Source organism: Nesterenkonia lutea (genome assembly GCF_014873955.1).
In the GTDB taxonomy this organism is placed as follows: Bacteria; Actinomycetota; Actinomycetes; order Actinomycetales; family Micrococcaceae; genus Nesterenkonia; species Nesterenkonia lutea.
In genome coordinates, this window is the sequence record NZ_JADBED010000001.1 from 974570 (window position 1) to 1000140 (window position 25571).

At 67.7% G+C, this 25571-nt stretch carries 22 protein-coding genes; 15 read left to right on the top strand and 7 right to left on the bottom strand.

All coding sequences use genetic code 11. From position 1 onward, the window contains the following. Positions 1-103: 103 nt before the first annotated feature. The 12 genes from sufD (at position 104) to H4W27_RS04525 (ending at position 15366) form a co-directional block, all read left to right on the top strand. Entirely contained in the window at positions 104-1393 is a 1290-nt protein-coding gene (gene sufD, locus H4W27_RS04470; protein WP_192594863.1) for a Fe-S cluster assembly protein SufD, read from the top strand. Positions 1394-1480: 87 nt separating this feature from the next. Beyond that, positions 1481-2242: a Fe-S cluster assembly ATPase SufC gene (sufC, locus tag H4W27_RS04475; protein ID WP_192594864.1), complete on the top strand. Its 762-nt coding sequence runs from the start codon at positions 1481-1483 to the stop codon at positions 2240-2242. A 7-nt stretch (positions 2243-2249) separates the two neighbouring features. Next, positions 2250-3581, top strand: coding sequence for a SufS family cysteine desulfurase (locus H4W27_RS04480; RefSeq protein ID WP_192594865.1), 1332 nt, complete (start codon positions 2250-2252; stop codon positions 3579-3581). Beyond that, a complete protein-coding gene (sufU, locus tag H4W27_RS04485) occupies positions 3581-4039 on the top strand; it encodes a Fe-S cluster assembly sulfur transfer protein SufU (RefSeq protein WP_192594866.1) in 459 nt (152 codons plus the stop codon). The genes H4W27_RS04480 and sufU overlap by 1 nt, the downstream gene beginning before the upstream one ends. A gap of 126 nt (positions 4040-4165) precedes the next feature. Next, positions 4166-4498 carry a metal-sulfur cluster assembly factor gene (locus tag H4W27_RS04490; protein WP_192594867.1) on the top strand — a complete coding sequence of 111 codons (333 nt, stop codon included), beginning with the start codon at positions 4166-4168 and terminating at the stop codon, positions 4496-4498. A 124-nt stretch (positions 4499-4622) separates the two neighbouring features. Further along, the gene (locus H4W27_RS04495) at positions 4623-7562 is read left to right on the top strand and encodes a helix-turn-helix transcriptional regulator (protein WP_192594868.1); all 2940 of its coding nucleotides are present in this window, start codon (positions 4623-4625) and stop codon (positions 7560-7562) included. 212 nt (positions 7563-7774) lie between these two features. After that, positions 7775-9301 carry a polysaccharide biosynthesis tyrosine autokinase gene (locus H4W27_RS04500; protein WP_192594869.1) on the top strand — a complete coding sequence of 509 codons (1527 nt, stop codon included), beginning with the start codon at positions 7775-7777 and terminating at the stop codon, positions 9299-9301. Positions 9302-9337: 36 nt separating this feature from the next. After that, entirely contained in the window at positions 9338-10567 is a 1230-nt protein-coding gene (locus H4W27_RS04505; RefSeq protein WP_192594870.1) for a hypothetical protein, read from the top strand. Beyond that, positions 10564-11346 (top strand): WecB/TagA/CpsF family glycosyltransferase, encoded by a 783-nt coding sequence (locus H4W27_RS04510; RefSeq protein WP_192594871.1) that lies wholly within the window; start codon positions 10564-10566, stop codon positions 11344-11346. Before H4W27_RS04505 ends, H4W27_RS04510 begins: the two co-directional genes overlap by 4 nt. After that, the gene (locus H4W27_RS04515; protein WP_192594872.1) at positions 11343-12317 is read left to right on the top strand and encodes a glycosyltransferase family 2 protein; all 975 of its coding nucleotides are present in this window, start codon (positions 11343-11345) and stop codon (positions 12315-12317) included. The genes H4W27_RS04510 and H4W27_RS04515 overlap by 4 nt, the downstream gene beginning before the upstream one ends. A 106-nt stretch (positions 12318-12423) precedes the next feature. Further along, complete coding sequence (locus tag H4W27_RS04520) at positions 12424-13845, top strand: lipopolysaccharide biosynthesis protein (protein WP_192594873.1); 1422 nt, start codon at positions 12424-12426, stop codon at positions 13843-13845. Positions 13846-13959: 114 nt separating this feature from the next. Continuing rightward, positions 13960-15366, top strand: a complete 1407-nt coding sequence (locus H4W27_RS04525) for a sugar transferase (protein ID WP_192594874.1) — start codon at positions 13960-13962, stop codon at positions 15364-15366. A 52-nt stretch (positions 15367-15418) separates the two neighbouring features. Here H4W27_RS04525 and H4W27_RS04530 read toward each other — a convergent pair whose 3' ends face one another. Continuing rightward, the gene (locus H4W27_RS04530) at positions 15419-16108 is read right to left on the bottom strand and encodes an energy-coupling factor ABC transporter ATP-binding protein (protein ID WP_318782145.1); all 690 of its coding nucleotides are present in this window, start codon (positions 16106-16108) and stop codon (positions 15419-15421) included. 65 nt (positions 16109-16173) lie between these two features. Here H4W27_RS04530 and H4W27_RS04535 point away from each other — a divergent pair, with 65 nt between their 5' ends. Continuing rightward, positions 16174-17772 carry an ABC-F family ATP-binding cassette domain-containing protein gene (locus H4W27_RS04535; protein WP_192594875.1) on the top strand — a complete coding sequence of 533 codons (1599 nt, stop codon included), beginning with the start codon at positions 16174-16176 and terminating at the stop codon, positions 17770-17772. 112 nt (positions 17773-17884) lie between these two features. Here the strand turns inward: H4W27_RS04535 and H4W27_RS04540 are convergent, their stop codons facing one another. The 3 genes from H4W27_RS04540 to H4W27_RS04550 are packed head-to-tail and all read right to left on the bottom strand — an operon-like array spanning position 17885 to position 19571. Next, on the bottom strand, positions 17885-18817 hold the full coding sequence (locus H4W27_RS04540) for an SURF1 family cytochrome oxidase biogenesis protein (RefSeq protein WP_192594876.1): 933 nt from the start codon (positions 18815-18817) through the stop codon (positions 17885-17887). Further along, complete coding sequence (locus H4W27_RS04545; RefSeq protein WP_192594877.1) at positions 18814-19089, bottom strand: acetone carboxylase; 276 nt, start codon at positions 19087-19089, stop codon at positions 18814-18816. The genes H4W27_RS04540 and H4W27_RS04545 overlap by 4 nt, the downstream gene beginning before the upstream one ends. Continuing rightward, positions 19089-19571: a DUF3099 domain-containing protein gene (locus H4W27_RS04550; RefSeq protein ID WP_192594878.1), complete on the bottom strand. Its 483-nt coding sequence runs from the start codon at positions 19569-19571 to the stop codon at positions 19089-19091. Before H4W27_RS04550 ends, H4W27_RS04545 begins: the two co-directional genes overlap by 1 nt. A 154-nt stretch (positions 19572-19725) precedes the next feature. On the opposite strand from H4W27_RS04550, the gene fabG reads away from it, so the two are divergent. Together fabG and H4W27_RS04560 are read left to right on the top strand one after the other, a co-directional pair. Beyond that, positions 19726-20433 (top strand): 3-oxoacyl-ACP reductase FabG, encoded by a 708-nt coding sequence (fabG, locus tag H4W27_RS04555; RefSeq protein ID WP_225939003.1) that lies wholly within the window; start codon positions 19726-19728, stop codon positions 20431-20433. A gap of 131 nt (positions 20434-20564) precedes the next feature. Continuing rightward, a complete protein-coding gene (locus H4W27_RS04560) occupies positions 20565-21326 on the top strand; it encodes an SDR family oxidoreductase (protein ID WP_192594879.1) in 762 nt (253 codons plus the stop codon). A gap of 29 nt (positions 21327-21355) precedes the next feature. On the opposite strand, the gene H4W27_RS04565 is transcribed toward H4W27_RS04560, so the two are convergent. The 3 genes from H4W27_RS04565 to H4W27_RS04575 form a co-directional block, all read right to left on the bottom strand. After that, the gene (locus H4W27_RS04565) at positions 21356-22423 is read right to left on the bottom strand and encodes a M56 family metallopeptidase (protein ID WP_318782148.1); all 1068 of its coding nucleotides are present in this window, start codon (positions 22421-22423) and stop codon (positions 21356-21358) included. A gap of 31 nt (positions 22424-22454) precedes the next feature. After that, entirely contained in the window at positions 22455-22796 is a 342-nt protein-coding gene (locus H4W27_RS04570) for a BlaI/MecI/CopY family transcriptional regulator (protein ID WP_192594880.1), read from the bottom strand. A 148-nt stretch (positions 22797-22944) separates the two neighbouring features. Then, on the bottom strand, positions 22945-25533 hold the full coding sequence (locus H4W27_RS04575; RefSeq protein ID WP_192594881.1) for a DNA gyrase/topoisomerase IV subunit A: 2589 nt from the start codon (positions 25531-25533) through the stop codon (positions 22945-22947). Between the last annotated feature and the right edge of the window lie 38 nt (positions 25534-25571).

Here is a 25571-nt window from a genome sequence, read left to right on the forward strand (position 1 = left end):
ACCCCATCCGCCCGGTGCCAGAAGCTCCGGGCGGGTGGGCGGTGCTGCTCGATGAACCGCGCCTCCAGTGAACCCCCCATCAGAACCAAGGGAAGAGAAACACATGACGAAATCCGCGTCCGCCGAGCAGGCGGAACAGGTCGAAGGTGTCGAGGTCGGCGAAGCCCGCATCACGATCCCCGGCATGGGTGAGGAGGGCGAGAAACTCGCCACCGCCCACGTCGAGACTGAGCACACCCATGGCGGGCTCGGCGAGTCCACGACGAAGTCCAAATCCGGCGGGTCCCGGGCTGATCGCACCACCAGCCTGTCCGTGGCCGATTTCCCCATGCCCACCGGGCGTGAGGAGGAGTGGCGCTTCTCGCCGCTGAAGAAGCTCGGCCGCGTCCTCTCCGACGCCGCCACCCAGACCCCCGTGTCGCTGAAGCTGCGCAGCTCGGCGGACGGCGTGACCCACGGCGCGCTCGCCCTGGCGCAGTCGCCCCGGGGGACCGTGTTCTCCGCCGCCGACCGCGCCGCCGTCGTCGGTTACAGCCAGACCGCTCAGGCCGATCACATCAGGGTCGCCGCCGACACCGAGCTGACCGAGCCGCTGTTCATCGACATCACCGGTGAGGCCGCGGGACACCGCGCCAACGCACACATCGTGCTCGAGGCCGAGGCCCATTCCAAGGTGGTCTTCGTGATGGAGCACCGCGGCTCCGCCGACGCGAACCTCAACGTGGAGGTCATCGTGCGCGACGGCGCCGATGTCACCGTGGTCTCGCTGCAGCGCTGGGCCGAGGACGCCGTCCACGTGGGGCAGCAGGATGCCGAGATCGGGCGCGATGCCAAGTACAAGCACGTCTCGGTGACCCTGGGCGGAGACGTCGTCAGGCTGAACTCCAACGTGCGCTACGCCGCCGAGGGCGGGGAGGCCTCCATGTACGGCCTCTACTTCGCCGACGCCGGTCAGCACCTGGAGCACCGCAGCTTCGTGGACCACAACTCCCCGCGGAACAGCTCCAACGTGCTGTACAAGGGCGCGCTGCAGGGCCAGGACGCACGCACGGTCTGGGTGGGCGATGTGCTCATCCGCAAGGCCGCCGAGGGCACCGACTCCTATGAGAAGAACCAGAACCTCATCCTGACCGACGGCGCGCGCGCCGACTCGATCCCGAACCTGGAGATCGAGACCGGGCTGATCGAAGGCGCCGGCCACGCGTCCTCCACCGGCCGCTTCGACGAGAATCACCTGTTCTACCTGATGGCACGCGGCATCCCGGAGAAGGAGGCCCGCCAGCTCGTGGTGCGCGGCTTCCTCAACGAGATCGTCCAGGCCATCGGCGTGTCGTCCATCGAGGACACCATCCACCAGGACCTGGAGAACGAGCTCGAGATCGCCGGCTTCTGAGGCGCCCCGCCCGCAGCCACCGCTGACGAGCAGCACCTCGCTCCACCTTCAGCACTTTTCACGAACCAAGCAAAGGACACGCAAAGAATGTCTACTCTCGAGATCAAGGACCTGCACGTCTCCATCGAGACCGAGCAGGGCGTCAAAGAGATCCTCAAGGGCGTCACCCTGACCATCAAGTCCGGTGAGATCCACGCCATCATGGGCCCCAACGGCTCCGGGAAGTCCACCCTGGCCTCCACCATCGCCGGACATCCCCGCTACACCGTGACCTCCGGCACGATCACCATGGACGGCGAGAACGTGCTGGACATGGCCGTGGACGAGCGCGCCCGCGCCGGACTGTTCCTGGCCATGCAGTACCCCGTGGAGGTTCCCGGAGTCACCATGACCAACTTCCTGCGCACCGCGAAGACCGCCATCGACGGCGAGGCGCCCAAGCTGCGGACCTGGGCCAAGGATGTCCGCGCGGCCATGGAGAAGCTCAAGATCGACGCTGACTTCGCCAACCGCAACGTCAACGAGGGCTTCTCCGGCGGTGAGAAGAAGCGCGTGGAGATCCTCCAGCTCGAGCTCTTCAAGCCCAAGTTCGCCGTGCTGGACGAGACCGACTCCGGTCTGGACATCGATGCGCTGCGCGTGGTCTCCGACGGCGTCAACCGCGCCCAGGAGTCCAATGACATGGGCACCCTGCTGATCACCCACTACACGCGGATCCTGAACTACATCAAGCCCGATTTCGTCCACGTGTTCGTGGACGGCCGGGTGGCGGAGCAGGGTGGTCCCGAGCTGGCGGACGAGCTCGAGGCCAACGGCTACGATCGCTTCCTCGCGCCCCTCAAGGCCTGAGCGAATCATGCTGATCCCAGAGACCATCAGGGCTGACTTCCCGCTGCTGGGCCGCACGGTCCGCGGCGGGAAGCCGCTGGTGTACCTGGATTCCGGCGCCACCGCGCAGAAGCCGCAGCAGGTGATCGATGCCGAGCTGCAGTTCTACGCGCAGACCAACGCGGCGGTGCACCGCGGTGCACATCAGATCGCCGAGGAGGCCACGGAGGCCTACGAGGACGCCCGGGCCGTGGTGGCGGAGTTCGTCGGCGCCGCCGAGGACGAGATCGTGTGGACCAAGAACGCCACCGAGGCGCTGAACCTGGTGGCCTACGGGTTCCTCAGTGCCAGCCTCGCCGCCGCCGCGACGCCCGGGAGCGCCGCCGCCGAAGTGGTGGACGCCGCGGGGCGTGAACGGTACGCGCTCGGCGTCGGGGACGAGATCGTGGTCAGCGAGGCAGAGCACCACGCCAATCTCGTGCCCTGGCAGCAGCTCGCCGCCAAGACCGGTGCCACGCTGCGCTGGATCGGCCTCGGCGAGGACGGTCGGCTGGATCCCGCGACGTACTCTGTGATCGGAGACCGCACCAGAATCCTTGCCATCACCCATGCCTCGAACGTCACGGGCGCCATCACCGACCTGGACGAACTCGTGGGACGGGCGCGCCGGGTCGGGGCCTGCGTCGTCCTCGACGCCTGCCAGACCGCAGCCCATATGCCGCTGGACCTCAGCGCGCTCGACGTCGACTTCGCAGCCTTCTCCGCGCACAAGATGGTCGGTCCCACCGGCGTCGGCGCGCTCTTCGGCAAGCGGGAGATGCTCGAAGACCTGCCGCCCTTTCTGACCGGGGGCTCCATGGTGGAGGTCGTGACCATGGAATCCACCAGCTTCATGCCGCCCCCGCAGCGCTTCGAGGCCGGCACGCAGATGGTGGCCCAGGTGGTGGGCTTCCGTGCGGCGGTGGAGTACCTCCTGGACCTGGGCATGGATCAGGTCGCCGCGCACGAGCGGGCGATGACCGAGCTGCTGCTCGACGGCATCGCCGAGGTGCCGGGAGTGCGCGTGCTCGGACCCCAGGATGCATACGATCGGCTCGCCGTCGTCGCCTTCGAGGTCGAGGGCATCCATCCTCATGATGTCGGTCAGGTCCTGGACAGCACCGGGGTCGCGGTGCGCGTGGGTCACCACTGTGCACAGCCGATCCACCGCCGGTTCGGAGTCCATGCCTCCGCGCGGGCCTCCGCCGGGGTCTACACCACTGCAGCTGACGTGGAGGCCTTCATCGCCGGTCTGCACGAGGTGCGCCGATTCTTCGGCCGCAGCGACCAGGACGACGCCGTGATCGCGGAGGCACTGTGATGGCAGATGCCATGGAGCAGCTCTACCAGCAGGTCATCCTCGACCACGCGCGCACGCGCCAGGGCGAGGGGGAGCTCGCCGAGTACGGCGGCGAGTCCTTCCAGATCAATCCCACCTGCGGGGACCAGGTGACGCTGCGCGTGCGCCTCGACGCCGCAGGCGAGATCATCGAAGCCCTGGGCTGGACCGGGCAGGGGTGCTCGATCTCCCAGGCCTCGCTCTCGGTCATGCATGAACTCGTGAGCGGGGGCACCGTGGTTCGGGCAGGGGAGCTGGGTGAGCACTTCCGTGAGCTGATGGCCGCCAGGGGCCGAGAGCTGGAGCCGAGTCGACTCGAGGCCCTGGAGGATGCCTCGGCCTTCACCGGGGTGGCACGGTATCCTGCACGTATCAAATGCGCCCTGCTCGGGTGGATGGCGCTGCGCGATGCGCTGGCCCAGGCCCAGGCCAGGGCATAGAGATCGGTCCTGCGGCGTTGCACGGTAGACGCGAGGCAGAGACCACCGGTGCACAGAGGACCGTGCCCAGAAGACCAGAGACATGCCAGAGAAGAACGAAGCACCAGCTATGGAAGGGAGAGCGCCATGAGTGACGCTGTCACTGCGGCCCAGACGCCGCTCGAGGACGTCGAGGAAGCGCTCAAAGAGGTCATCGACCCGGAGCTCGGCATCAACGTCGTCGATCTCGGTCTGCTCTACGGACTGAACTACGCCGAGGACGGGGCGCTGATCATCGACATGACCCTGACCACCGCGGCATGCCCGCTGACCGACGTGCTGGAGGAGCAGGTGGGCCAGCATGTCGGCACGATGGTGGATGAGTGGCGACTCAACTGGGTCTGGATGCCGCCATGGGGTCCTGAGAAGATCACCGACGACGGTCGTGAACAGATGCGCGCCCTGGGATTCAATATTTAAATTTGAACAAATCTGTTCCGGGCTATTCACCTGGGAAAAACCATGACATAAGCTGTGGCGAACAGGTGGGCTCCATGTCTGGACCCTGAACCAGACAGGACGCCTCCTGTCCCAGGGAGCTGTCATGTCATCGTTGAACAGATTTCTGGGCCGACATTCAGAGCTTGACGTCATCGCGGCAGCGGCGGAGGCCGTTCTCACCTCCTCCACTCCGCGGTTTCTGCTGATTGAAGGTCCACCAGGCGTGGGAAAGACCTCGTTGCTCAACGAGGCAGTGTCCCGTCTGCCCGGGTGGAGCCGGGCCAATGTCTATCTGGATCCGTCTGACCGACACGTTCCGGGGTACGCCGCCGCGCACCTGCTGAGAAAGCCGCAGCGATACCACGCCCCTGCCGACGCCGAGGGGCTCGGCGCGCTGGTGCAGGAACAGGCCGATGGGATCACCGAACCCGTGGTCCTGGTGATCGAAGACATGCAGTGGGTGGATGCGCTGTCCTCCGACGTCATCTTCCGGACCGTGCGCGAGACCGAAGACATCCCGATGCTCACTCTGGTGACCGCTCGGCCCACCACCCGGCCGGAGATGCAGCGCCTCACCCGCTTCACCGAGACCGCCGGCGAGGCGCTGCGCATCGTCATCGAGCCCTTCACCCGGGCAGAGGTCCGCGAACTCCTCGAGGAACACACCGGACTGCCGATCAGCGCCAATGTGGCCGCCCGGGTCCGTGATGCCACCGGCGGATTCCCCGCCTTCCTCGACTATGTGGTCGACCGACTCACCTCCGACGAGGAGGCCATCACCTCCGATGCTCTCCAGGGCGCCCTGCGGGAGCTCGAGCAGGGTGAGGGCCCCGCCGAAGCGCAGCGGCTGCTGATCAAGCAGGTCTTCGAGGAGACCCCGGAGGATGTCCAGCAGATGCTGGCCCTGCTCGCGCTGGCGCGCTACCCCCTCTCCATCCACGAGATCGGCAAGCTTCTCGGGACGGGCTCCGTCGACGTGGAAGCGCTCCGGGGATCGAGCCTGGTCCAGGAGGCCATGAAGTCCGGACGCTTCTCCATGAAGCACAGGGTGTCTGCGCGCTGCCTGGTGGCGGATCTGAGTCGAGAGGTGCGAGTCGACCTGCAGATGCGACTTGCCGGCGTGGAAGGGGGGCTCGCCTCAGTGCGTCACCGTGCCGAGGCGACTCTGCTGGACCCGGCGGTGGAAGAGCCCTCCGCCATGGTCGAAGTGCTCGCCGATGCTGCGCGGACCGCCAGCCGGTCCGGTGACACCGCCCAGACGCTGGAGCTGACCCGGCTCGCCTTCGAGGTGGAACGCTCGAGCCACACGCTCGAATGCCTGACCTTCGCCGCGATGCGGGCCGGCACCAAGGTCGACGCCGAGGCCACGGTGACCTGGGCGCAGAGTCACGAGGTGCACCCGGTGCTGCGCCGCGGACTCCTCGCCCGCGAGGCGCTGGTCCGCGGAGACCTCGAGGGCACCCTCGGCTTCCTCGCCGGGGGAGTGGACATCGATGCGGCCACCCCGAAGGCCCTGCTCTGCTATGCAGACACGGTGCTTCAGGCCTCCCGCACCCCCGGGCTCCGAGGATCGTACTGGCATCTGCTCAACGTCGCGGAGCGCACAGTTCGGGCACTGCTCACCCTCGAGGAACAGATCGGCGCAGATGACCCGGCGGTTCGGACGAGGATCGCGACGCCGGAGCAGCTCCTCGCGGAGACTCGTGGACTGCGCGTGAGTCTGCAGCTGTGGCAGGCCCTGGAGGGCATCGAGAGCGTCCCGCCGCAGGCCTTCTCCGCACGGGTCCAGCAGCTGCTGGATGAGCTGCGGATGGTGCCGGGCACAGAATCCGCCCAGGCCACGCTGCTGGTCGCCCGCGGTGCGGTGCTCCGCACCGCGGGGCACCCGGCGGAGGCCTACCGGGATCTGATCGCGGCCATCGAGAACTGGCCGGGCCGGAACCGCCGGGCACTCGCCCATGCGCAGGTGCACATGACCTATCTGCTCTTCGAGGCCGGACTCTGGAGCGAGGCGCAGCTTCTCTCCGAGTCAGCGGCCTCCGAGGTGCTCGACATCAATGAGGACAACGTGGCGCCGTTGGCGTACAACGCGGTCCACCTGGTGCCCTCGGCCCGAGGTCATCGGGAGTCACAGAGCTGGTCCTTCGGCCTCCGTGCGCATGTCACGCGAGCCAGCGACGCCAGCGTGAGCCGTGCCGGGCGCGGATATGTGGATGCCTGGGCCGCCGCGGCCGCGCAGAACCACGAGAAGGTGGTCGACAGCATCCTCGCGATGCAGGTCGAGCTCAGCATCTGGTCCCGCGCGGTCACCTCCGCGGTGCTCCTGGGTCGCTCCCTGCTCCACAGCGGAAGGGCTCAGGCGCTGCCCGCGCTGATCACGAAGGTCGGCGCGGATGAGCACTCCTCTGTGGTCCATCGCGACTACGTGCTGCGACACCTTCGCGGACTCTCCGCTCTGGGCTCCGGCAAGTTCGCATCAACCCACGAACACCTCAGCGCAGCCATGTCCGCCATCACGGCGGTGCCGAGCCTGAAGACGGGCCACGTGCCGGGTGACGGCGGTTCTCTGATGATCTACCGCGGACTGTTGGCGCTGGACCTCGGTCACTGCGTGATCGATGGGGTCGACACCCTGCAGGACAAAGCCGATGAGACGGCGGAGCTGGTGCTGTGGGCCGCGTCGATGTTCCAGGGCTGTGGCTCCGAGGGACTCTTCCACGAGGCAGACGAGACCTTCCGCACGCTGCGCAAGGTGACGGCGGGCCAGAGTGCCCCGGAGCGGCCCCGGCTGATCGATCTGCCGGAGGGCCTCAGCTCCAAGGCACGGTTCGCGCTGACCGCCCTGACCACGCGGGAGCGTGAGATCGCGCTGATGGTGGGTCAGGGCCTCTCGAACAAGGAAGTCGCCGAGGAGCTGGTGATCTCGGTGCGCACAGTGGAGTACCACGTGGCGAACGCGCTGGGGAAGCTGGGCCTGGACTCTCGGCATGCATTGCGGCGCATGCTGCAGATCGAGGACGAAGGCGATCTGCGCCGCGCATAGGTGCTGGTGAGTGGCGCGGCTCACATTCACCGGTTCCCCACCACGGGGAATCACGGGGGTTCCCCCGTAGTCCCTGCGGGGGTTCCTCCGCCCCCGTGATGCGATGCACTCTCTCCGGCCTAGCGTGGGTCTCACACCGTGATGGAGGTCCCACCGTCCCAGGGGCGTCCTACCCGGTGACTTCTGACCAAGCACCGGGAAAGTTGTCACACATGAATATGCATGATTATCTGCGCATCTGCCGACGGCGATGGGCCACCATCCTCCTGACCCTGATCGTCGCGGTGATCGCGGCGGCCGCCACCTATCCGTTCCAACCGATCACCTACGCCTCCACGACCAAGGTCTTCGTGTCCGCCTCCAGCGGCACCGATCTGGTGCAGCTGCAGCAGGGCAGTTCATTCGCGGAACAGCGCGCTGCCACCTACGCCGACCTGGTGGACACGCCGGCGGTCCTGGGTCCCGTCGTCCGCAGCCTCTCGCTGGAGAGCTCAGCCGCACAGCTCGCTGAGGACGTCGAGGCAGAGGGTCTGCCCGAGACGACGCTGCTGGAGATCACGGCCACTGCCGGTTCGGCTCAGCAGGCCGCTGATGTGGCCGACGCCGTGGTCACAAGCCTGCAGGACGTGGTCGATGAGATAGAGACCTCGGTGGAAGGGACCCCTGTCGGGGATCCCGGGATCATGGATCTGGCCGTGGTGCAGGCAGCGGAGGTGCCGGTGCAGCCGCAGAGCCCGCGCCTGGACGTCACTCTCGGCGCCGGCCTGGTCATCGGTCTCATACTCGGAGTCGGCCTGGCGTTCCTGCGCGAAACGCTCGACACCACCATCCGGCGCCCGGAGGACTTCGCCCCGCTCACGGTGGCTCCGCTGCTGGGGGTGACCAGGCGAGAGGGAGGCGGTCGGGAGGCACGGCGGCGCAAGGGTCGCGGAACCGCTGACTCGGCCGCGGCATTCCGTGAGATGCGGATGCGGCTTCGCTTCGGCGAGTCGTTCAGCTCCCCCAGCTCCTATGTCATCACCAGCTCGGTGGAGGGGGAGGGGAGGACGACTGTCGCGGTCAATCTTGCTCGGTCCCTCGCTGAGGGAGGTCGCAAGACGCTGCTCATCGGCGCTGACTTCGAGAACCCCGATCTGGCCGAATGGCTCGACATGGGGGATCAGAGCGGCGAGGCCGGCGGGCTTCGGGACGTCCTGGGGGGACGCGTCTACCTGGAGGATGTCATCATCTCCGGCGTCGAGGAGGGACTCGACGTCATTCTGCCCGGAGCGCTCGAGGACCAGAGCATGGAGCCCTCCAGCGTGGACCAGGTGCAGGTGCTGCTGGAGGCCTGTGCCGAGAACTATGACGTGACCATCATCGACACGCCCGCGCTGCTCTCAGTCTCCGATGCGGCGCTCCTGGCCCAGATCACCACCGGGGTCATCGTGGTGACGCGCTACGGCACCGCCACACGAGCCCAGCTGGCCACCAGCTTCGAGCTTCTCGCCCGCGCCCGGGCCCGTGTCGTGGGTCTGGTGCTCGCCGGGGTGCCGATGCGTGGACCGGACAGCCTGCAGGAGAGACGGCAGCGACCTTCCCGGCGATCCCGCGGCGAGCTCGAGCCGGGGGGCGTACCGCCGATCTCAGCCGCAGAGCGCTCCCATGCCGGTCCACGGCGACTGTCCGAGACAGACGCGAGCGCCTCCGTCGATTCCCGACGGGACCGGGTCGTCGCACTGCCGCAGGACCGGGGGTGATCCGGGCGCATGCCGAGGTACTGGCAGACCGCTCCCGTGCGCCCCGCGACCCCTCCGGAGCTGCACACCAGAGCCGTCGATCTCCCGGAGTGGCTGCAGCGCCTGCTCTATCTCCTGCTGCTCGGCAGTGCTCTGATCAGCGTCGTCTATGTCGGCGAGTTCTCGCCCCTGCCGATGACCGGGCTCCTCGACGCCTGGGTGCTGCTGGTGGCCGGATGGATCCTCCTCCGAGGGCGGATCATCGCGCCTCTGACGCTGATCGTCCTGGCTGCCTACATCGGCACCCGCATTCTCGGGGCCCTCTTCGAACAGCCTCCGCTGGAGGACCTGCTGCAGGCGCACCGCTGGCTCGTCTATCTCGTGGTCTTCGCCATGGCGCGCGGTCATCGCTGGAGTCGCACCGATCTGCTGCACCGGCTGGCCTGGTGGCTGATAGGACTTGCGACCGTCAAGTCCCTGCTCACCGCAGTCTTCGTCGGTCCGGATCAGCGACCTGGGCTCTTCCTGGAGAACAACTTCGAGCTCGCGCTGTTCACGGCACTGGCAGCAGTGGTCCACCGGCAGAATGCCCCTCATCGAATCCTGCTGGTCGTGCTCCTCGGCGTGCTGACGGTGCTCTCCGGTTCCCGCAGCGGCGCACTGACCTACCTGGTGCTCGTGGTCTACACGCTGTGGAGCAGCCGGACGACGGATGTCTTCCTGAAGTATCTCGCCGGACTGGTCCCGGTGGCCGCTGCGGCCATACCGTGGCTCATCTTCCAGGCGCGGTCAGCTGAGTCTCAGGTCATCGACCGGGTCCACTTCTTCGAGGTGCTGCAGAAGGAGACGGCCAACTGGGGCTGGACCGAGCGACTCTATGGGACCCCGCCGATCACACCTCTCTCCGCCGGCGCCTGTGAAGAGCTGGCCTACTACGAGCGACTGTTCTCCACCGCGGGCGACGGCCGGTGCTATTCGGTGATCCTGCACTCCTTCGCCATGCGGCTCTACTACGACGGCGGGGTCCTGGCTCTGCTGCTGGCCGTGATCGTGCCCATCGTCGTCATGCACATGTCACGGGTCTCCTGGGCGCTGATCATCGCACTGATGGCCATCGCGACGATCAACAGCCTCTCGGTCAGCGGACTGAACAACCCCTATGTCGCGCTGCCGATCCTTCTGGCAGTGCTCACGGCACCTGGTCTCGAGAAGGTCTCACCGCAGCTGGAGGCATCACGAAGACCTCCCATACAACCCTACGTCCCGCATGAAGGAGCCTTCCGATGACCACGATCGCTAAAGTGAAGGTGCCGCTGCTGGGTGTGCGCGTCTCCCCGCTGCGGCGAGATGAGCTGCTGCGGCACATCCAGGAGGCCGTCCTCGGGGACCGCCGCTTGATCGTGGCCGGCCACAACCTCCATTCGGTCTACCTCTGGCACCAGCTCCCCGAGCTCCGGGACTTCTACCACCGTGCCGGCGCTGTGATCATCGACGGCATGCCGGTGCTGGCGCTGCTGCGGTTCGCCCCCTCGGTCCGGACCGGCGGCGTGGGCCGCGCCGCTGGGGCGAGCCGATGGAGCACAGAGCACCGGCTCGGCTCCACCGACTGGGTCGACGGACTCGTCGAGCTGGACGCGGTCACCAGGGTCACCACACTGGGCGGGACTCCCGAGGCCGCAGATGCGGCGCTGAAGCACTTCAGCTCGCTGAGCCGCCGCGTCGTCTGGCAGACCATCCCTGCTGACCCCTGGCAGGCTGCAGAGCTCGACGCCGTCTGCGACCGCATCCGTCGCCATGCCCCGCAGATCCTGCTGATCGGGATGGGCATGCCGCTGCAGGAGCGGCTCGCGGTCGAACTGTCCCAGCGCCTGGACGTCCCGGTCATCGCCACTGTCGGCGGCGCGCTGGACCAGCTCGGCGGCGTCCAGTCGCTGGCCCCGCGGTGGCTGGGGTCCTGGGGTCTGGAATGGGCGTGGCGGCTGGCCTCAGACCCCCGGCGTCTCGCCGGACGATATCTGCTCGAGCCGCCCAAGCTGGCTGCACTGCTTCTCAGGAGAGACCGATGAACGCGACCCCGCTTCCGCTGACCAGTTCCCTCGCGGATTCCCCGACGCTGAACTACAGGACGCTGAGCCACAGGACGCTGACCAATGCTGCGCGCCCGGCGGACACACTCACGGCCATCATCCCTTCAGTGGGACGAGTGACGCTGAAGCGAGCGGTCCGCTCCGTGCTCCGGCAGTCCCGCAAGACCACCGCGCTGGTGGTGCTCGATCGACCGGACGCGGCGGAGAACGTGGAGCGGCTCCTGGCCGGCCTGCCCCATGTCCTGGTGCTGACTCGCGGAGGCGTGGGAGCTGCGGCGGCACGCAACCTCGGGGTGCAGACCGCCCGGACGAGCCATGTCGCGTTCCTCGACGACGACGATGAATGGGTCTCTGAGAAGTCCGCCATGCAGCTGGCCGTGGCGGGCGCGGACAGACTGGTCAGTTCACGCTCGCTGCTGATTGGGGCCACGAGCCGGGTCGTCCCGGAACAGCTGTATCAGCCTGCCGGCAGTCCCAGGGCGTCTGTGGTGGACTACGTGTTCGACCGTTCCACCCTGCGGCTGCGGCGACACTTCATGCAGACCTCCTCGTTGCTGTGCAGTCGCGAGATCGCTCTGCAGGTGCCGTGGGACGAGGAGCTGCCCCGGCACCAGGACTGGGACTGGGTGGGTCGCATGGAGCGCGCGGGCCACCGGCTGCAGATGCTCCCCGAGGTTCTGGTTCGAGTTCACCAGGGGACCCAGGGATCGATCTCGCGCAGCCCTGACTGGCGGGCCAGCGCGGCATGGGTCGAGTCGCTGGGCGCGGGCATCGACGACCATGCTCGGGCCGACTTCCTGACCTCGGTGGTCGCCCGGGACGCCTTCGCGTCCCGAGCGTGGTGGGCAGGAGCGCGTCACCTGGCAGAAGGCCTCAGAGCAGGACCGCACCCGGCCGCCGTCGTCGTGGGCCTCTCCGGTGTGGTGCGGGCGGTAAGCCGTGGAGTCTGAACCACGCCTCGCGTCTGAAACTCTCGCCGAGTCCGACCACCGGAGATCTGCAACAGGTGATTCCGCGCGCCCCGCTGAACCGGCGAAGCAGCGAAGCTGGACGGCCATGCTGCTGCGCACCGCCGGCATGCGTGCCGCCGTGCTTCCGATCAGCGGCATCTGCGCCCTGACGAGCGCGGGTCTCACCGTGCAGTACGCAGGAGTCCTCGCCTTCGGCTTCATCATCATGATCGCCCAGCTGCAGATCGCCCTGCCTTTCGCCGACCTGGGGCTGGGAGCTGCGGTGGCACGGGCCGTGGCGCGGGCCGGCAAGGGTCACCAATCAGTGGCCGAGGTGCGGATCCTGATCCGACGGACGGCCCTGGTCCTTGGTGCGGTGGGCATCAGCGGAGCGACGGCGGCGACACTGGCAGGCGTCTTCGGGCTGTGGTCGTCATTCTTCAGGGTCCCAGATGGACTGGGTCCACAGGTGGACCTGGTCATGAGCCTCGTGCTCTGCATCTTCTTCCTCGGACTCCCGATGGGGCTGGCGGCCCGAGTGCTGGTGGGACGAGACCGTTCCGACCTGCTCGTCCTGCTCGGACTCATTCCCCCGGTCGGAAACCTCCTGGCAGTCCTGATCCTCATCGAAGTCGGAGTCGCTCCCATCTGGCTCGCGGTCGGCCTGCCGGTGAGCACGGTGACCTATGTGGCGATATGCGCCTCCCTCGCGTTCCTGCACCCGCGGATCGGGGTCAGAGGCCTGTATGCCGACCAAGCCGGGGGTCAACCCCCGAGAAGCGCCGAGCCGGACGAGAGATTCCTCATCGCCGTGCGACTGATCCTGATCGGGGGTCTCCCGGTGTTGCTGTCGATGGCAGGACGAGCGCTCTCGGAGCAGCACGGAAGACTCGTGCTCGCGCGAGTGGCGACGGCGGCAGACGTGAGCGAGTACGCGATGGCTCTGCAGCTGTACATGCCGATCTACTCCGTGCTCTTCATGTCTGCCATGGTGCTCTGGCCACGATTCGCGGTGAAACCCGATGTTGCACTCTGGCGGCGGGCCAATGCGATCTTCCTCGGACTCGGCCTCTCTGCCGCCCTGGGTTTCGCGCTTCTGGCCCGCCCCGTGTCGGACCTCGTCACCGGGGGTGATCTCGTGCCTTCGTGGGGCGTCGTCCTGGGCATGGCTGCGGCTCTGGTCGCTCAATCCATCCATCTGACCCAGACCAACCTGTTCACCGACCGGCGCGGCTTCTGGCTCCAGGCCGCCATGTCTTCGACCTTGCTCGCCCTGGTGATCCCCGGGACGATCCTCGGGGTCCAGCTCGGCCTGGGCGCCGCGGCTCCGGGCATCTCATTGGCCGCAGGCGTGATCGTCGCTCAGGCGATTCCAGGTCTGATCATGGCCCACCGACTGGTCAGCAGACCACCCCAAGATGCTGTGCCTCCCAACGCTGAGTCTGCACCGACTCAGCGGCCACCCGTTCCAGCGAAAGGCGACCACCGTGAATCCCCCGTTCTTCAACCAGCCAGATCACGTTCCTGACCCGATCCGAACAGGGACCCCGTCTCTCGCGGTCTCAGAGGCTGCCGAGGCCCTGTCATGACGACTCAGACGGCTTCTGTGACCACGCCGAGGCGAGGCACCTCGACTGACTGGATGACTGCGCCCTCCGGACCGGCCTCCGCGAGGGAATGGCACAGCGGCTATGGGCTGCGACTGTTCATCACTGACCTGATCATCATCGCGGGTGTGCTCGCGGCGGTGCACGGCATCCTGCTGACGGAGCGGCACCCGCTGGCGTCCACGCTCGGTCTCGGTGTGCTGTGGATCGCCGTGCTGAGTCTCGGCAGGTCTCGAGACTGGAAACAGATCGGCTCCGGCTTCACGGAGTATCGACGTGTGCTGGTCGCGACCTTCATGACCTTCGGGGTGTTCTTCGTCGCCGTCGTCATCTTCGACCTGGATGTGCCTCGGGAGCACATCCTGGTCTCGCTGCCGGTGGGAGGGGCCGGACTGGTCCTGGGTCGGCACCTGTGGCGACGCCATCTCCTGGACCGATGGAAGCACGGGGAGTGGACACATCGCGTGGTCGTCGTCGGAGACCAGCGCAAGGTTCGTCGCGTGGTCTCGGCGGTGGAGGGATCCAAGACCTCCACCGGTGCCGCGGTCGCGGCGACCTACACGGAGGGCCTCGCCAGACAGGACGGAGGGGTCCCTGACCCCGGTCGCACGGTCGCGAAGATCACCGATGTGGTGACCCGCAGTGCGGCAGACCTCGTGATGCTCACCGAGACGGACTTCCTTCCCCCGGAGTCGGTCAGAGAGCTCGGCTGGGCGCTGGAGGCCCTGGACGTGAATCTCGTGGTAGTGCCCTCCCTCTCCGAGGTCGCCGGCTCGCGGATCCAATCACATATGGTCGGCGGCGTCCCGATGTTCCATGTGGCCTACCCGCGGATGACCGGCATGGCACGGGTGACCAAGCGCGCCTTCGACATCGTGGTCTCTGCCACGGCCCTGCTCATGCTGGCGCCTGCGCTGCTGGTGATCGGAATCTGGGTGCGGCTGGACAGCCCGGGTCCGGTGATCTTCAAGCAGGAGCGGGTGGGCATCGACCATTCCCGGTTCAAGATGCTGAAGTTCCGTTCGATGGTGGTGGACGCCGAGAAGCATCTGTCCATGCTCCAGGAGCTCTCTGAGGGGAATGGAGTGCTGTTCAAGATGCGCAGAGATCCTCGCGTCACTCGAGTCGGTGCGGTGCTGCGACGGCTGAGCTTCGACGAGCTGCCGCAGTTCTACAACGTGCTCCGTGGTGAGATGTCGGTCGTGGGCCCTCGACCTCCGCTGCCCCAGGAGGTGGAGGCCTATGACGACATGGCCCACCGGCGCCTGAGGGTCAAGCCCGGCATCACCGGACTGTGGCAGGTTGCGGGCCGCTCCGACCTCAGCTGGGAGGAGAGCGTGCGCCTGGATCTGTACTACGTGGAGAACTGGACCCTGACCGGAGACATCGTGATCGTGCTCCGCACCGCCCAGGCGGTCTTCGGAGGATCTGGCGCCTACTGACCTGTGGGAAGACGCCGTGCAGACGGGGGAGGGGGAAGCTGCCCGGCGCCGGTCAGCCGGCACCGGAGAGATCGCGATAATGCGGGATCGCCGTGGCGGGAGGACCGTCCTGGACCAGCCGGCCATGGTCGAAGACGAGCACCCGTTCAGCCATCGCGGCCAGGGCCAGATCGTGGGTCGCCACGACCATGGGGGCCGCGAGCCCCATCAGCAGCTCGGTGAACTCCACCGTGCTGCGCAGGTCCAGCAGAGTGGTGGGTTCGTCGGCGAGCACCAGCTCCGGTTCGGCGGCCAGGACTCCGGCCAGCGCCACCTTCTGCCGCTCGCCGGAGGAGAGCTCGTAGATGCTGGAGTCTTCGCGATCACCGAGCCCCATGGTGTCCAAGATCTCACGGCTGCGCCGGCGCCGCTGCGCCGCCGAGCCGATGCTCCGGCGCAGCGAGAACGCTATGTCCTCACCGACCACGGGCATGATCAGCTGTGCCTGCGGATTCGCGAAGATGAAGCCGGGCCGGACTCCCGACGGGCTGAGCTGGAGCGATCCGGAGGTCGGGGCGACGAGCCCGGCGATCAGCCGCAGCAGCGTGGACTTCCCTGAGCCGTTGGCGCCGATCACCGCCACGCGATGTTCGGAGAGGCTCAGGGTCAGCGGATGCAGGATCCTGCGTCGCCCGCCGTCGGAGGTGTCGACGTCGAATGCGACCGCATCCAGAGTCGTCGTTACACTGGAAGGGTTGTCCACTGAACCCACCTATTCAAAGTTGTCAGGCTGGCGCGCACTGCTCGGCCCGAAGGGAAACTGCACCGTTGATCAGCGTATCTAATCTTGAACTCCGCGCCGGAGCGCGCCTGCTGATGGACGAGGTCAACTTCCGCATCGACTCAGGAGACAAGGTCGGCCTCGTCGGGCGCAACGGCGCGGGCAAGACCACCATGACCAAGGTCCTCGCCGGGCTGACCCAGCCTGCTGCCGGACATGTGGAGCGTCGAGGCAGCATCGGCTACCTCCCGCAGGATCCCAAGATCGATGACATGGAGCAGCTCTCCCGCGACCGGATCCTCTCCGCCCGCGAGCTCGACGTCATCACGGCCAAGCTGCGTCAGGCCGAGCAGGACATGATGAGCACCGAGGACGCGGTGCGGGACAAGGCCATGACCCAGTACGGGAAGCTCCAGACCCGGTTCGACGCCGCCGGAGGCTACTCCGCCGAGGCCGAGGCCGCGATGATCTGCAACAACCTGGACCTGCCCGAACGGATCCTCACCCAGCCGCTGAAGACGCTCTCCGGTGGCCAGCGGCGCCGCGTGGAGCTCGCGCGGATCCTCTTCTCGGACGCCGACACGCTGCTGCTGGACGAGCCCACCAACCACCTCGACGCCGATTCCATCGTCTGGCTGCGCGATCACCTGCAGCAGTACGCCGGAGGCGTGCTGATGATCTCCCACGACGTGGAGCTCATCGAATCCACCGTGAACAAGGTCTTCTACCTCGACGGCAACCGCACCACGCTCGACGTCTACAACATGGGGTGGAAGAAGTACCTCGTCCAGCGTGATCAGGATGCAGCCCGGCGCAAGCGCGAGTACGCCAACGCGGAGAAGAAGGCCAGTACGCTGCGCTTCCAGGCTGAGAAGATGCGCGCCAAGGCCACCAAGGCCGTGGCGGCGCAGTCCATGCTCAAGCGCGCGGACCGGATGATGGCCGGACTCGAGGGTGAGCGCCAGGCTGAACGCGTGGCGAACATCCGTTTCCCGGCACCCGCCTCCTGCGGAAAGACCCCGCTCATGGCAGAGGGGCTCTCCAAGTCCTATGGGTCGCTGGAGATCTTCACCGGCCTCGACCTCGCGATCGACCGCGGCTCACGCGTGGTCATCCTGGGTTACAACGGTGCGGGCAAGACCACGCTGCTGCGCCTTCTGGCCGGCGCCGCCGATGCGGACTCGGGCCGGGTGATCTCGGGACACGGACTCAAGCTCGGCTACTTCGCCCAGGAGCACGACACTCTGGACACGGAGAGCTCGGTGCTGGAGAACATGAAGACTGCGGCGCCCTTCCTCAACGACACGGATCAGCGCAAGATCCTCGGCTCCTTCCTCTTCTCCGGCGATGACGTGAGCAAGCCCGCCTCGGTGCTCTCCGGCGGCGAGAAGACTCGGCTGGCACTTGCCTCGCTCGTCGCGTCCAGCGCCAACGTGCTGCTGCTCGACGAGCCCACGAACAACCTGGACCCGGCCAGCCGTGAGGAGATCCTCGCCGCCCTGCGGACCTATGAGGGCGCCGTCGTCCTGGTCAGCCACGATCCAGGTGCGGTGGAGGCGCTGAGCCCGGACCGGGTGCTGCTGCTTCCCGATGGTGAGGAAGACATCTACACCAAGGACTACGAGGACCTCATCACCCTGGCCTGAGCCGGTGCATGCCGGGTGGCTCATGCCGCACCGGCAGCTCGACGAGGACTCCCTGCACTGGCGACAGGTCGCCTCCTGTGCCGGAGACGAACTCCCACCGGCGGGCTGATGCTCAGCGGTGCAGCTGCTGGTCCACCCAGGCGTCTTCAAGGTCTTCGTCGGAGAGCCGGCCGGTCCGCAGCCGGTGGCGCCGACTGGCCTCGCGGGCTCTGTCCTGGGCGGGGGCCGATGAGGCGGCATGGACCGGGCCGCCGTCGTCGGTCGTGGCCTGCGGGGCCTCCTCGGTCATTGCGGCCTCGGCCTCGTCGAAGTCCCGGTTCCGGGCGTGGATCCGGGCGGCATAGCCCCAGCCGATGAAGCCGAGCAGACCGAAGGTGATCCACTGCATCGAGTAGGACAGGTGCGGGCCCTCCTCCAGCGAGGGCCGGGTCAGCTGGCGGGGCGCGGTCTCTGGGGCGGGGGACTCCTCAGCCATCAATCCATAGCCCCCGGTGAGCAGACCGTAGCCGAGCTCATCCTGGTACTGCGCCAGATCGATCGAGGCGAGCTGTCCCTCGGGAGCCTCGCGATTGATCGCTGGCTCCGCTGGACGGATCCTGACGATGACGTCCACCTGGCCCTCCGGAGGTGCAGGCCGGGACTCTGGCCGGGAGCCGTCGGTGCTGTCGGTCGGTAGCCACCCGCGGTCGATGATCACGACCTCCTCCGTGCCGGCCACGGCGAAGGGCACGAGAACCTCATAGCCCACGGAACCTCGATGGGCCCGATTCCGGACCAGGAGAGAATCCTCCTGACGGTACTCCCCGGTCAGTTCCACCACGGTCCACTCATCCTCGGCCTCGGCCGAGTCGAAGAGCTCGCGCGCCTCGGCGTAGGGCACCGGGTCCTCGTCATAGTTGGCGACGATGCGGTTGATCTCCTCCAACGAGGCCTCGCGCCGGTCGATCTGCCACTGGCCCAGGAACACGCAGGCCACGGCGAAGAGCGTGCAGAGGGCGAACCAGCCGATCCAGGTCGGGCTCAGCAGGAAGCGGTAGCGGTTCACACATCACCCCGGTCTTCTCCGACCGAGGGTTCCGCCGACGAACCCATCGGCTCGGTGCTGCGCCAGAAGAGCCGCTGGGCGAGGAAGTTCTCCAGCCACGCGCGGTGCTCGTCGCAGGCCAGCCAGATCTTGCGCCGTTCGGGGTCATGGATCTTGGGGTTGTTCCACAGCACCTCCCAGCCAGCAGGGCTGCGGCATCCCTTGCGCGAACATTCGGGGGTCTGTGAACCGGGCTGAGCGCCTTCGGCGCCCAGGCTGTTGAGAAGATCCATCAGCGGAGCTCGTCCTCCACGCGGGGGTCCTGATCCTCCGGGATCGGCTGATCCTCCGGGATCGGCTGGTCGTGCCCGGCATCCTCCGGGTCCACGAGCTCCCCGGAGATGATCTCCGGCGCGGTCGAGTAGCCGTCGGCTTCGGTCTCCAGAACCTCGTCCTGGTCCTCCCACCACTGACGGTCGGGCCCGGGAGCGGCCTCCTCGTGAGCCGTGCCCAGCAGCGAGGGGGCGTCGAGGTCCTCGGACTCGCTGCGCCGCATATACCGATCACCGCCGACATTGGCGGTGGTGACAGCGACATACGGCAGGACCACTGCCAGGGCGAGCAGAACCCAGGTCATCCAGTTCTGCAGGATCACGGCCAGGATGAAGCACACCATGCGGATGCCCATGGACACCGCATAGCGGACCATTCTCCCGTGCTGCTCGTCACTGTGCTTCTGGGGGGCATCAGTGATCGAGTGGACCTGATCGCTCACCCGGACATTCTAGATGTCCAACCTGGAGGCGGGACGGCGATGTGACGCGACGGTCACATCAGAGCTGGCATAGGCTGGCCCCAGACGATGATCCGCGCCAGCGGTGGGTGAGATGACCGAGCGGCGGCGGATGAAGCCCGTAACGAGGAGACTTATGAGCGCACGCAGCGTACTGATCACCGGCGGAAACCGCGGCATCGGCCGGGCCATCGCCGAGGCATTCATCGCCAACGGTGACAAGGTCGCCGTGACCACGCGCAACGGGGACGCCCCGGAGGGCGCCCTGGGCGTGGCCGCCGATGTGACCGACTCCGCCTCGGTGGACGCCGCGTTCACTGAGGTCGAAGAGGCCCATGGCCCCGTGGAGATCCTCGTGGCCAACGCAGGGATCACCCGCGACACGCTGCTGATGCGGATGAGCGAGGAGGACTTCACCGATGTCCTGGACACGAACCTCACCGGCGCCTTCCGCGTGCTCAAGCGGGCGTCGAAGGGGATGATCCGGATGAAGAGGGGCCGAGTCGTGCTGATCTCCTCCGTGGTGGGCCTCTATGGATCACCGGGGCAGATCAACTACGCCTCTTCGAAGTCCGGACTCATCGGCATGGCCCGTTCCCTGACCCGTGAGCTCGGCGGGCGCGGCATCACCGCAAACGTGGTCGCCCCCGGATTCGTCCGTTCCGACATGACCGACGCACTGGACGAGATCACCCAGGGCAAATACCTGCAGAACATCCCGGCCGGGCGCTTCGCCGAGGTCGAGGAGGTCGCATCCGTGGTGCGCTGGCTCGCCTCGGCCGAGGCCGCGTACATCTCCGGGGCGGTCATCCCGGTCGACGGCGGCCTCGGCATGGGCCACTGACCGCCGCACCGGCCACTGACCGCCATACCGGCCACTGACCGCCATACCGGCCACTGACCGCCGCACCGCCGCCGCGGCGGAGCAGCCACGCCAGACCGCATTCCACACGACGCAGAACTGAGGACAACCCCATGACACAGCAGGACCTCGCCGGCACCGGCGCCATCATCACCGGATCCTCCCGCGGCATCGGCGCCGCGACCGCCGCGCTGATCGGAGCGCGCGGGGCGGGTGTGGTGGTCAACTACCGGCAGAAGGCTCCCCGGGCGAAGAAGGTGGTGGCAGAGATCGAGGCCGCCGGCGGACGCGCTGTGGCGGTGGGCGCGGACCTGACCGAGGCGGCCGGAGCTCAGGCGCTGGTGGACGCCGCCGTGGAGAACTTCGGTTCGCTGGACCTGCTGGTGCTCAATGCCTCCGGAGGCATGGAGTCCGGACGCGGAGGGGACTACGCGCTCAAGCTCAACCGCGATGCGCAGGTGCAGATGGCGCGCACCGCCATCGAGGTCATGCCCGAGGGCGCGCAGATCGTGTTCGTGACCAGCCACCAGGCGCACTTCATCAAGCAGACCGCCACGATGGACTCCTATGAGCCGGTCGCCCGGTCCAAGCGCGCCGGTGAGGACGCCCTGCTGGAGCTGGTTCCTGAGCTGGACGCGAAGGGGATCACGCTGACCGTGGTCTCCGGAGACATGATCGAAGGCACGATCACCGCCACGCTGCTGGAGCGCGCGGAGCCCGGGGCCATCGCTTCTCGTCGCGAGGCCGCCGGGAAGCTCTACAGCGTCGAGGAGTTCGCCGCGGAGATCGCCTCCCTGGTGGGCCGCGATGACCTCGAGCAGGGCCACACCGAGCTCGTCGGCGGCGCGGAGGACTTCCTCGCGGCCAACGGCTGAGGTGCGTCGGAGTCCTCTGCGCTCGCGCGCTAGGAACCGAGGAGCAGGGCGGCCAGGGGCACCAGCACAAGAGCCGCCACCACCGCGAGGGTGCCGGCCAGCGCCGGCCTTCCCAGCGGCTCCGGCGGGATCAGCAGCCGACTCAGCCGCGCCGTCGTGATTAGCGCGGTCTCCGGCGCTGCGCCGGCGACCGAGGCATCCCTGGCCGGCGCGCCAGTCTCTGGAGGTGTGCCTCCACGGGTTCTCTGAGGACGCTCGGCGCTGCGGAGCACATCCTGGTGGTCCCGGCCCGCCGAGCTCAGCGCGAGGGCGCGCAGCAGGTCCTGACGAGAGTGCGCGCGCAGGGCGCCGTCGTCGGCCAGCATCTCGGTCAGCTCGGTGACGGCCGCACGTCCGTGCCGTGTGGTGGGCAGCCAGGGCAGCGCCCGATACCAGGCCTCGAAGGCCATGGTGAGGAAATGGTGGCGCTGCTGCAGATGCGTCTTCTCATGGGCGACGACGGCGCCCAGCTCGGCCGCGGAGAGCTGATCGAGCAGTCCGCGGGAGAGCACGGTCACCGAGCCGGCGTGGGTGCGCCCGGGCAGACAGTATGCCAGCGGCGCCTCGTGCTCGAGCACGTGGGCGTCCACGAGGTCCCCGGAGAGGTTGAGGTGACGCCCGAGGGCGGATGCCTGGTTTCCGTCCACCGGGGTGGAGAGCAGGCGCACCACGTCGCGGTGGCGGCGACGCTGACCCAGGACCCGGACATAGGTGAGCAGCAGGGTCAGCAGCAGGTGTCCGCCCAGCAGAACTGAGAGACAGAGGGCGAAGATGTGGCCCGGGTGCACGCCGAGGTCTGTCAGTGCCGCGAAATCTGCCTCCGCCATGAGTCGCAGCACATGCGCGGCGGCGGCGGGCGCGGAATCACCGAAGGGACCGAGTCCATAGAGCATCGGCGCGCCCACCATGGAGAGGCCCCCGGCCAGCGCGATCGCCTGCCACAGGAGCATGGCGGCCCAGGGGGAGCGGGAGCGGAACTTCGCCTCTCTGAGGAGCCGCGGGACGGAGATCGCCAGCACCAGGGCCAGTGCGGCGAGGCAGGCGGCGAGGATGGTCACCGGCCCAGCTTAGTGGGGACCGAGGCCGCCGCTATTCCTGGAGCAGGCGTCGCAGCGCCGCAGCCTCGGAATCCGGCATCGTGCCGATGAATCGGGCCAGCACGGCCTCGCGGTCACCGACGGTGCCGAGGACCTCGTTGAGCATCTCCACCGTGTGCTCCTCCCGGGAGGCTGTGGAGGTGTAGCGGTGCGGCCTGGTGGAGCGCTCCCTGCGGACCATCCCCTTGCGCTCCAGACGGGAGAGCACGGTCAGCACAGTGGTCACGGCGAGGTCCTCGCCCAGCCGGTCGCGCACGTCGTTGGCGCTGAGCGATTCGGCGCTGTCCCAGAGCAGGCTCATGACCGAGCGCTCGAGTCCTCCGAGAGTGGCCATCTTCAGGTGCTCCTTATCGGGGTGTCACTGCAGGGATATCACTGCAATGGTGCACCTGGGACGGGGGTGCGGGTGCACCTGTGCCCAGGTAAGGCACCACGATACTCCTGCTTCGCCTCCGATTTCTACACGCTGTAGTAAGGGAGTGTCACGATCGCTGCGCAGGGTTCAGGTTCAGAGTCTCCGGGCTCGGCGCCACCGCGTCCACGGCGCGCTCCAGCGGGATCCCCGAGGCGTCACGCTGCGCCATCTCCGAAGGCAGGTTCCGGGCCGTGCCGTTCCTCGCCGCGCCGAGAGCGGGGCCGATGCCCGCCCAGCCCAGGCGCAGACGGTCTTCTCCGCGCATGAACCGATGGGAGCGCACCCCGGCGGTGCCGCGCCCCTTGGCGGGGAACTCTGCGAAGTCGGTGAGCTTGATGCTGCCCGACTCGAAGCCCTCAAGAGGCGTGTCCCCGGCGGCGAGGGTGACCACCAGCGCCTGCGAGACGTCGTGCTGGTCCCTGCCGTCGGCGTCCGCACCCTGAGCTGCGCCCTCGGGTGCGTCCTGACCTGCGACGGCCCTGGCGGGAACCACGGAGAAGCCGACCACGGTGTCGCCCTCGGCGAGCTTGATGCCCAGCATGCCGGCGGCAGTGCGTCCCTGCGCCCGGACCAGCCCCGCCGGGAAGTGCAGCAGCTGGGCGCCGGCGGTGATGAAGCAGAGGTGATCCTCGTCTCCGGCCACGGCGACATTGACCACGCGGTCCTGGGCGCGACCCTCGCCCTTGAGCGCGACGACCTCCCAGTCGTCACGGTTGAGCGGATACTCCGGATTGACCCGCTTGACCCGGCCCTGAGCGGTGCCCAGCGCGATCACGGCATCCAGCGGGACGAACGCGAGGAGCTCCTCGTTCTTCTCCAGATGCAGGAACTCGCGGGCCTTGACCCCGTGAGTGAGGTTGACCCCGCCGGAGGACATCTCCACGGCGGGCATGTCCACCACAGGCACCCGGATCATCCGGCCGCTGGAGGTCACTGCACCGATCTCGCCCCGGGCCGTGGTGGCCACGGCGGAGGTCAGCGCATCATGCCGGGAGCGGCGGGTGGGATGGACCAGGGCTCCGCGCTCGGTGGTCCGGGCCAGCTGACCTGAGCTGGAGAGCACCGCCCAGCAGGGGGCGTCAGGGATCTGCAGGCTCGTGGAGCCCGCGGCAGGGCCGGACGGCGAGGGTGCCGTGGCGGCGGCCGGAGCGGCTTCGGCATCGAGCAGCTCGGTGCGACGGTCATCGCCATATTTCGCGGCCACCTCGTCGAGCTCATCGGCGACCAGACCGCGCAGCCGCTGCTCGGAGCCCAGAATGGCTTCGAGCTCCGCGATCTCCTCTTCGAGTCGCTGCTTCTCCTGCTCAAGTTCCAGCGCCGAGTACCGGGTGAGCTGACGCAGTCGCAGTTCCAGGATGTGGTCGGCCTGGAGCTGGCTCAGATCGAAGATCGCGATGAGTCGCTCGCGCGCCGAGGCAGTGTCCTCAGCGGCGCGGATGACCTGGATGACCTCGTCGATGTCCAGGATCGCGACCAGCAGACCTTCGACCAGGTGCAGTCGAGCCTGACGCTTCCGCAGCCGGTACGCACTGCGCCGTCGGACCACGTTCAGCCGGTGGTCCACATAGACCTGGAGCATCTCCAGCAGTCCCAGGGTGCGCGGCTGGCCCTGCACCAGCGCCACATTGTTGATGCCGAAGGAGTCTTCCAGCGGGGTCTGCCTGTAGAGCTGGGCCAGCACCGCCTGCGGGTTGAACCCCGCCTTGAGCTCGATGATCATGCGCAGGCCGTGCTTGCGGTCGGTCAGGTCGAGGACGTCGGAGATGCCGGTGAGCTTCTTCGCCTGGACGGCGTCCTTGATCTTCTCGATGACCTTCTCCGGGCCGACCATGTAGGGCAGCTGGGTCACCACGATCCCGGTCTTGCGCGCGGAGACCTGCTCGATGGAGACCTTCGCGCGGGTCTTGAAGGAGCCGCGGCCGGTGCGGTACGCGTCCCTGATGCCGTCCAGTCCCACGATGCGCCCGCCGGAGGGCAGGTCGGGGCCGGGAATGTGGACCATCAGGTCCTCCACCGTGGCCTCAGGGTTCAGGATCAGATGCTTGGCTCCGTTGATGACCTCGCGCATGTTGTGCGGGGCCATGTTCGTGGCCATGCCCACGGCGATGCCTGAAGCGCCGTTGACCAGCAGGTTCGGGAAGGCGCTGGGGAGCACGCCCGGCTGGGTGAGCTGGTTGTCATAGTTCGGCTCGAAGTCGACGACGTCCTCGTCGAGATCAGCGGTCATCGAGAGCGCCGCGGCGGTCATCCGGGCCTCGGTGTAGCGGGGGGCGGCCGGCCCGTCGTCGAGCGAGCCGAAGTTGCCGTGCCCGTCCACCAGCGGCAGTCGCAGAGCGAAGGACTGGGCCATCCGGACCAGCGCGTCATAGATCGCGGCATCGCCGTGGGGATGCAGCTTGCCCATGACCTCGCCCACCACGCGCGCGGACTTGACGTGGCCCTTCTCCGGACGCAGCCCCATGTCCGCCATCATGTAGAGGATTCTGCGCTGCACCGGCTTGAGCCCATCGCGCGCATCGGGAAGCGCGCGCGAATAGATCACCGAATACGCGTACTCCAGGAAGGAGGTCTCCATCTCCGCGGAGACGTCGATGTCGATGATGTTCTCTTCCGGGGTCACCGGTGGAATCTCGGCGCTCTTGGAACGGCGGGCCATAGCGTGTGGGGCGGTCCTGTGTCTGTCGGGGGCAGAAG